Source organism: Blastomonas sp. (assembly GCF_041747255.1).
In the GTDB taxonomy this organism is placed as follows: Bacteria; Pseudomonadota; Alphaproteobacteria; order Sphingomonadales; family Sphingomonadaceae; genus Blastomonas.
In genome coordinates this window covers 1-6,473 of the sequence record NZ_JBGTFM010000233.1, presented here as the reverse complement: position 1 = coordinate 6,473, position 6,473 = coordinate 1, and the positions used below count along the sequence as shown (strand labels likewise).

Genomic DNA, 6,473 nt, shown 5'->3' with positions numbered 1-6,473 from the left:
CCGCGCGATGACATTATTGCTGCGCTGTCGCAGGCGACGCCCGACCGGCTGCTGATCGCGGCGCAGGCAATGCGCGAAGGGCTGACCATCGATGAGGTCCATGCGATCAGCAAATATGACCTGTGGTTCCTTGAGCAGATCGAGGGCATCGTCGATGCCGAAGCCGAGGTGATGGCCGATGGGCTCCCGCGCGATGCAGACGGCATGCGGCGGCTGAAATCGATGGGCTTTTCCGACAAGCGCCTCGCCTGGCTGGCGCTGCAATCGGCACATCTGCGCCCCGGCATGGACCGCGCGCTGGCGCGTGGATCGGGCATGGTGCGTGATGCCGTGGTTGCGATGGCGGGCGCGCTGACCGAGGACGAGGTGCGTGCGCTGCGCCACAAGCTGGGTGTGCGACCAGTGTTCAAGCGCATCGACACCTGCGCGGCGGAGTTTGAGGCCAGGACGCCGTATATGTATTCGACCTATGAGGCGCCCAGCTTTGGTGAGCCAGAATGCGAGAGCCAACCGACTGACAAGCGCAAGGTCGTAATCCTTGGAGGAGGTCCAAACCGCATCGGCCAGGGGATTGAGTTCGACTATTGCTGCTGCCACGCGTGTTTCGCTCTGGGTTCTGATCAGGGGGGAGCGGGTTTTGAAACGATCATGATCAACTGCAACCCGGAAACCGTTTCGACCGATTACGACACGTCAGACCGCCTGTATTTCGAGCCGCTGACCACCGAGGACGTGCTTGAAATTCTACATGCCGAACAGGCCAATGGCGAACTCTACGGCGTCATCGTCCAGTTCGGCGGGCAGACGCCGCTGAAGCTGGCGCAGGCGCTGGAGGATGCAGGCATCCCCATTCTCGGCACGTCGCCCGACGCGATTGACCTTGCCGAAGACCGCGAGCGTTTCGCGCGGCTGGTCGATCAGCTTGGCCTTAAGCAGCCGCTCAATGGCATCGCGCGCAGCCGCGAAGAGGCCATCGCGGTCGCCAACCGCATCGGCTATCCGGTGCTCATCCGGCCATCCTATGTGCTGGGCGGACGCGCGATGGAGATCGTCGACGGCCAGGCGCAGCTTGAATCGTACATCGCCACTGCGGTGCAGGTGTCGGGCGACAGCCCGGTGTTGATCGACCAGTATCTGCGCGACGCGATTGAGGTCGATGTCGATGCGATCTGCGATGGCCGCGACGTCGCGGTCGCAGGCGTCATGCAGCATATCGAGGAGGCCGGCGTGCATTCGGGCGACAGCGCCTGCTCGCTGCCCCCCTATAGCCTTGATGACAGCCTGATCGCAGAGATGGAGCGGCAGACCGGGCTGCTCGCCATGGGGCTGAAGGTGCGCGGGCTGATGAACATCCAGTTCGCGGTCAAGGATGGCGAGATTTATTTGATTGAGGTCAATCCGCGCGCCAGCCGCACGGTGCCGTTTGTCGCCAAGGCCATCGGTCAGCCGGTCGCCAAATATGCCGCGCGGGTGATGGCGGGTGAGATGTTGAGCGATCTGCCCGCGATCCGCCGCGATATAAACTATGTTGCGGTCAAGGAAGCGGTTTTCCCGTGGGCGCGGTTCGCCGGGGTCGATCCGGTGCTGAGCCCTGAGATGAAATCGACCGGCGAGGTAATGGGCATCGCCAATGATTTCGCCACCGCCTTTGCCAAGGCGCAGATCGGGGCGGGCCTGACGTTGCCCACCAAAGGCACGGTGTTCATCTCGGTCAAGAACAGCGACAAGCCAGCGATGATTGATGCCGCGCGCGGCCTTATTGCGCTGGGCATGGATATCGTCGCCACCGGCGGCACGGCGAGCTATCTCACGGAACACGGCATACCGCTCACTGAAGTGAACAAGGTTGCGCAAGGGCGTCCGCATATCGTCGACAAGATCAAGGATGGCGATATTGCGTTGATCTTCAACACCACCGAAGGCTGGCAGAGCCTCAAGGACTCGCAATCGATCCGTGCATCGGCGCTGACCGGCAAGATCCCATACTTCACGACGGCCGCTGCAAGCGTAGCGACAGTCAAGGCGATGGCATCGCTCGCCAAGACCAGTCTTGAAGTGAAGCCGCTTCAGGCCTATTATAAACGGCTTGACGCTTGATCCTCCCCGAAACGTCGATGCTGCTTTGAGGCCCTGTTCCGGGCCGGGCTGACTGTTTTGGGGTCATGACGGCAATTGGGTAAATTCAGAAGGGATGTGCCGAATGGCAACCGTCGACAAGCTGCCGATGCTGGCAGAAGGCTATGAGAAGCTGACACGCGAACTAAAGCTGCTCAAGGAAGAGCGACCCACGATCGTTGAGGCGATTGAAGAGGCGCGCGCGCACGGCGACCTTTCGGAAAACGCCGAATATCATGCCGCCAAGGAACGCCAGGGCCAGGTTGAGGCGACGATCGCCGACCTTGAGGGCAAGCTCAGCCGGGCGCAGATCATCGACCCAACCACGCTGTCGGGCGACAAGATTGTCTTTGGCGCGACCGTGACCTTGATTGATGAAGACGACAAGCCAGTGAAGTACCAGATCGTCGGCGAAGCCGAAGCCGATGCGCGCAAGGGCCGGATCAGCTACTCCAGCCCGCTGGGCCGCGCGCTGATTGGGCGGCTGCTTGATGACGAGGTCGAGGTCAGCGTGCCATCGGGTGACAAGTTTTACGTTGTGTCCAAGATTGAGTTCATCTGAGCCATGAATCAGTTGCCGCGCACTTCGGTGACGCATGGCCTGGTGCTGATCAACGTTGTCGTCTGGCTGATCGGATTGTTGACCGGCGCTGAGCAGGCGATGCAGATCGAGGGCGGCTTTTGGGCGGCGCGGGTCTATGACAGCCTGCATGGCTCAGGCAGCCAGCTGCCTTCAGATTATGGATGGGCGGTGCCGTTGTGGCTGACCCCTGTGACATCGGCCTTTCTGCACGCCGGGTTTTTTCACCTGCTGATGAACATGTTGGTGTTGCTGGTCATTGGCCGGATGGTTGAGCTTGGCTTCGGTCCGGGCCGGTTGATGATCCTCTACGGGGCTGGCATGGTCGCTGCGGCGGCGATGCATTATTGGGTCGACCCCTTGTCGGTCATACCGGTGGTCGGCGCGAGCGGGGCGATATCAGCGCTGCTTGCGTTTTATTTCCTGATGTTCGCACGCCGGAAGCCACAGGCCATTGGCCCGGTGCCGGGCATGGTCGTGCATATGGCATGGCTGCTCGCGGCCTGGGTTGGCCTCAATCTGCTGAGCGAACTCGCATTTTCAACCAGCACATTCGGTATCGCGATCTGGGCGCACATCGGCGGATTTCTGGCAGGGCTGGCGCTGACCGCGCCGCTGGCGTGGCTTGATTCCCCGCGCACCCCGCGCCACGACCTGCCTTAAAGCGTCCCTTTAGGCGCGGCTAAACCGCCGGTTGCTCCTCTGGGTCGAGCAGGCGGTGCAGATGCACGATGACATATTTCATTTCGGCATCGTCAACCGTCTGCTGCGCATGGCTGCGCCAGACATCCTCTGCACTGGCGTAGTCGGGATAAATGCCGACCAGATCCATCGTGTCCAGATCACAGAAATCGAGCGTGCGCGGATCGCTGACGCGGCCACCCATGACGAGATGCAGTTTGCTCATATTTGACGCGTCCCCAGATTGTTGATCGTGCGCGTGGCACGCTCTTTTCCAGCGCGCACGCTCTTGTGCATGCGCAACCCGGCCAGCCACTAAAACCAAAATTCGAAGATTGCCACCCCTGTGAGCGTCTGATTAATCAGTCTTGCAGCGCGCACGCCACGAAGCAAATCGTGCGCTGGCCGATGTCGCCAGTGGCCGCGCTTTCTGGGATATCTGCTTACGGAATCCGACAACCCCGCCGAGCACGGCTACCATAGCAATCTTGCCGCGATGCGCCCATGCCAGCGATGCGCCCTTGTCGGCAGCGTCGCCAATCACGTCGACCGTGCGTTCGATCGCCTCGTCCAAAAGATTTTCCAGAGCGAAACGATGCCGGGCCTGTTCCAGAGACTGATCCCACTTCGCCCGCGCCAGTCGCCTGCGGGCGGCGCTTTCTGAAAGGCTGGCCGGTGGCTCGGCCGACGGGTTTGCTTTGTCTTCGTCCGGTTCGCTCATGCCTGGGCGTCCTTCGTCTGCTCGTCATCGCTCGCAAAGGCGGCAGTGATATTACCAACCTTGCGATAGGCCAGCCACATGCACAATGCCGCAAGCAATATTGTCCCAAGAACGGTTGCACCCATCGCGCCCCATGGCCCCAACAAAGGCATCAACGCGATCATTGTACCCACCGTCAGCGCGATCAATGTGCACCCCAAAAACGTAAGGCCGATGAACAGCAGCAGTGCCATCGTCCGCGTCTGCTTGCCAGCATAGCTGACGCGGGCGCGCTGAAACGCGAGCTCTGCGTCGATCAGCGCACGGCTATCATCATATAGCCCGCGCAACTGTTCGACCAGGCCGGGCCGGTCAGCGGGATGTGCTGGCGCTTCACCTGACGGCTGCGTAGCTTCTGCCGGAACGATGTCATCAGAGACTGGAGCCAACACTGATTCCATCGGCGCTGCTGCGCTGGCGTCTTGATCAATGTTTGCGCGCAAGACCGGTGAGGAGGGCGGAGCCTGAGTCAGCGCCGCCGCCCGAAGATCGCACCGAACACCTTGCTGAGCACCAGAGCGGCGACTGCTGCGATGCCGACAGCCGCTGCGGGCTTTTCACGCACAAAGGTACGGGTATTTTCGGCGATCTCGTCGACCGGCTTGGCGCGCAGCTTGTCGGCGGCTTCGGTCACGCTCTGCGCAGCGGTGCGGGCATAGTCGCCGTATTTGGGGCCAACATTGTCGTCAATTGCCGCTGCACTGTCGCCGATCAGCTTTCCGAGGCTTTCGACCGCATCGCTGGCCATTTCTTTGATTTCGCCGGCAACGTCGAGCGCCTTGTCGCCTAGACCCTCGGGGATCATGGCTTTCGCCTTCTCGCCGAGTCCTTCGGGGATCAACGCTTTGGCCTTTTCGCCCAGACCCTCGGGGATCAGGGACGTCACCTTATCGGTCGCGGCGTCGAGCGATGACGGCGCGGCGGCAACAACTGCCGTGGCGGCCGTTGCCGCTTGCTCCATTGTACCGCCTTCAGGCATGCTGGTTGCACTGTCTGCTGACGCCGGAGCATGAGCGGCAGTGGTCTGGGCATCGGTCTTATTGGTCACTGGTTTCTTGGCATCAGACTTTGCAGTGCCGTTCGCCTGGGTTTCTTCGCTGGACATTTATTTCCTCCACAATCTTAACGGCAGACGCGCGAGGTCCGCTGCAGGTTCCGGTCATCGAACAACATTCTGGCCAGTCTGCCAGCATTTTCAAGCGATTTCGCGATTGCAGCGAAGCGTGGCAGCGGTTGCAACGCCGGATTTCTGACACTAGAGGGGCCGCAGATCATTGCCCGCCAACAGCTGGAAAGAGCCCCAACATGACAGCGATTATGGACATTCACGCCCGCCAGATCCTCGACAGTCGAGGCAATCCCACGGTTGAGGTTGATGTGCTGCTGGAAGATGGCAGTTTCGGGCGTGCAGCTGTGCCCTCGGGCGCATCGACCGGTGCATATGAGGCGGTCGAGAAGCGCGACGGCGACGCCTCGCTCTATCTTGGCAAGGGCGTGACCCAGGCGGTCGATGCAGTCAACGGCGAGATTTTCGATGCCATCGTCGATCTTGATGCCGAGGACCAGCGCGATATCGACATGGCGATGATCGGTCTCGACGGCACCGAGAACAAGGCGCGGCTGGGCGCAAATGCCATTCTTGGAGTAAGCCTCGCCGTGGCCAAGGCTGCCGCCGACGCACGCGGCCTGCCGCTCTACAGTTACATTGGCGGCGTTTCCGCGCATGTGCTGCCGGTGCCGATGATGAACATCATCAATGGCGGCGAGCACGCGGACAACCCCATCGATTTTCAGGAATTCATGGTCATGCCGGTCGGCGCTGACAGCCTGGCCGAAGCAGTGCGCTGGGGCGCCGAAATCTTCCACACGCTCAAGAAAGGCCTGCACGAAAAGGGCCTCGCCACGGCCGTGGGCGACGAGGGCGGCTTTGCCCCCAATCTCGCCTCAACCCGGGCGGCGCTGGATTTCATCATGGCGTCGGTTGAAAAGGCGGGCTTCAAACCTGGCGAAAACGTCGTGCTGGCACTCGATTGTGCGGCGACCGAGTTTTTTCGTAATGGCAAATATGAAATCAGCGGCGAGGGGCTCTCATTGTCGCCGCACGAGATGGCCGACTATCTTGCCAAGCTGTGCGCTGAATACCCGATCCGTTCTATCGAGGATGGGATGAGCGAGGACGACTTTGAAGGCTGGAAGGCGGTGACCGATCTTCTGGGCGACAAGGTGCAGTTGGTTGGCGATGACCTGTTCGTCACCAACCCGGCGCGGCTGTCGATGGGCATCGACAAGGGTCTGGCCAACAGCTTGCTGGTCAAGGTCAACCAGATTGGCACGCTC

8 protein-coding genes are annotated in these 6,473 nt (G+C 61.1%); 4 read left to right on the top strand and 4 right to left on the bottom strand.

Going from position 1 to position 6,473, the window contains the following annotated elements; translation table 11 throughout:
- The 3 genes from carB to ACEW8G_RS08335 all read left to right on the top strand — a co-directional run.
- The coding region (carB, locus tag ACEW8G_RS08345; protein WP_373487965.1) for a carbamoyl-phosphate synthase large subunit at positions 1-2,097 on the top strand (2,097 nt) is incomplete at its 5' end.
- Between the two features lie 103 nt (positions 2,098-2,200).
- A complete protein-coding gene (gene greA / locus ACEW8G_RS08340) occupies positions 2,201-2,677 on the top strand; it encodes a transcription elongation factor GreA (protein WP_373487964.1) in 477 nt (158 codons plus the stop codon).
- Positions 2,678-2,680: 3 nt separating this feature from the next.
- On the top strand, positions 2,681-3,358 hold the full coding sequence (locus ACEW8G_RS08335; protein WP_373487963.1) for a rhomboid family intramembrane serine protease: 678 nt from the start codon (positions 2,681-2,683) through the stop codon (positions 3,356-3,358).
- Between the two features lie 19 nt (positions 3,359-3,377).
- Here ACEW8G_RS08335 and ACEW8G_RS08330 read toward each other — a convergent pair whose 3' ends face one another.
- The 4 genes from ACEW8G_RS08330 to ACEW8G_RS08315 form a co-directional block, all read right to left on the bottom strand.
- Positions 3,378-3,602 (bottom strand): DUF4170 domain-containing protein, encoded by a 225-nt coding sequence (locus ACEW8G_RS08330; protein WP_373487962.1) that lies wholly within the window; start codon positions 3,600-3,602, stop codon positions 3,378-3,380.
- A 132-nt stretch (positions 3,603-3,734) separates the two neighbouring features.
- The gene (locus ACEW8G_RS08325; protein ID WP_373487961.1) at positions 3,735-4,097 is read right to left on the bottom strand and encodes a hypothetical protein; all 363 of its coding nucleotides are present in this window, start codon (positions 4,095-4,097) and stop codon (positions 3,735-3,737) included.
- Complete coding sequence (locus ACEW8G_RS08320) at positions 4,094-4,537, bottom strand: phage holin family protein (RefSeq protein ID WP_373487960.1); 444 nt, start codon at positions 4,535-4,537, stop codon at positions 4,094-4,096. Before ACEW8G_RS08320 ends, ACEW8G_RS08325 begins: the two co-directional genes overlap by 4 nt.
- A 68-nt stretch (positions 4,538-4,605) precedes the next feature.
- The gene (locus tag ACEW8G_RS08315) at positions 4,606-5,241 is read right to left on the bottom strand and encodes a hypothetical protein (protein WP_373487959.1); all 636 of its coding nucleotides are present in this window, start codon (positions 5,239-5,241) and stop codon (positions 4,606-4,608) included.
- A gap of 200 nt (positions 5,242-5,441) precedes the next feature.
- Here ACEW8G_RS08315 and eno point away from each other — a divergent pair.
- On the top strand, positions 5,442-6,473 hold a 1,032-nt coding region (eno, locus tag ACEW8G_RS08310; RefSeq protein WP_373487958.1), incomplete at its 3' end, for a phosphopyruvate hydratase.

Bases quoted from the DNA above. Each gene is read 5' to 3' on its own strand.
- greA (WP_373487964.1), top strand. From the start codon at position 2,201: ATGGCAACCGTCGACAAGCTGCCGATGCTGGCAGAAGGCTATGAGAAG.
- ACEW8G_RS08335 (WP_373487963.1), top strand. From the start codon at position 2,681: ATGAATCAGTTGCCGCGCACTTCGGTGACGCATGGCCTGGTGCTGATC.
- ACEW8G_RS08330 (WP_373487962.1), bottom strand. From the start codon at position 3,602: ATGAGCAAACTGCATCTCGTCATGGGTGGCCGCGTCAGCGATCCGCGC.
- ACEW8G_RS08325 (WP_373487961.1), bottom strand. From the start codon at position 4,097: ATGAGCGAACCGGACGAAGACAAAGCAAACCCGTCGGCCGAGCCACCG.
- ACEW8G_RS08320 (WP_373487960.1), bottom strand. From the start codon at position 4,537: ATGGAATCAGTGTTGGCTCCAGTCTCTGATGACATCGTTCCGGCAGAA.
- ACEW8G_RS08315 (WP_373487959.1), bottom strand. From the start codon at position 5,241: ATGTCCAGCGAAGAAACCCAGGCGAACGGCACTGCAAAGTCTGATGCC.